Here is a 447-nt window from a genome sequence, read left to right as displayed (position 1 = left end):
ACCGGGCAAGGCCGGGTTCAGCAACAACCGTGGGATCTGGACGCTGGGCCTGTTCTGGGCCTTGCTGGCGTGCCTGACGATGCTGCTGGTCGACGCCAGGGGCGACGATGACTGGCCCATGGCGCTGGTTGGGCTGGCGTTCAGCCTGGCCTTCGCCGTGGCGTCGCTGATCATGTTCACGCTGGCGCTGCACCAGCCGTCGTTCGGCAAGAAGCTCGGCGTGGGCTTCGGCGCACTGATGTTCTTCTGGCCGGTTCCGATGGGCCTGCTGATGATCGCCGAGGTGACGTCCTGGGCGGCCATTCTGCTGATCGCGCTGTATCTGTTGCTGCTGGTGGTGTCCTACATCCTGCTGCCGGCGCCGACGCTGCTCGGGCGCCGTCTGCTGGACGGCCTCGAAGGCTACCGTGACTACCTGCAACTGGCCGAGCGCGACGTCCTGGCGCT

Annotated in this window: 1 protein-coding gene; it reads left to right on the top strand. The window is 66.7% G+C overall.

Going from position 1 to position 447, the window contains the following annotated elements; all coding sequences use genetic code 11:
- On the top strand, positions 1-447 hold a 447-nt coding region (locus tag J0A65_RS24095; RefSeq protein ID WP_206596798.1), incomplete at both ends, for a hypothetical protein.

This window comes from Bowmanella yangjiangensis, assembly GCF_017255015.1.
Classification (GTDB): Bacteria; Pseudomonadota; Gammaproteobacteria; order Enterobacterales; family Alteromonadaceae; genus Bowmanella; species Bowmanella yangjiangensis.
The sequence above is the reverse complement of the archived record's forward strand: the minus strand, read 5'-3'. Positions and strand labels throughout refer to the sequence as shown.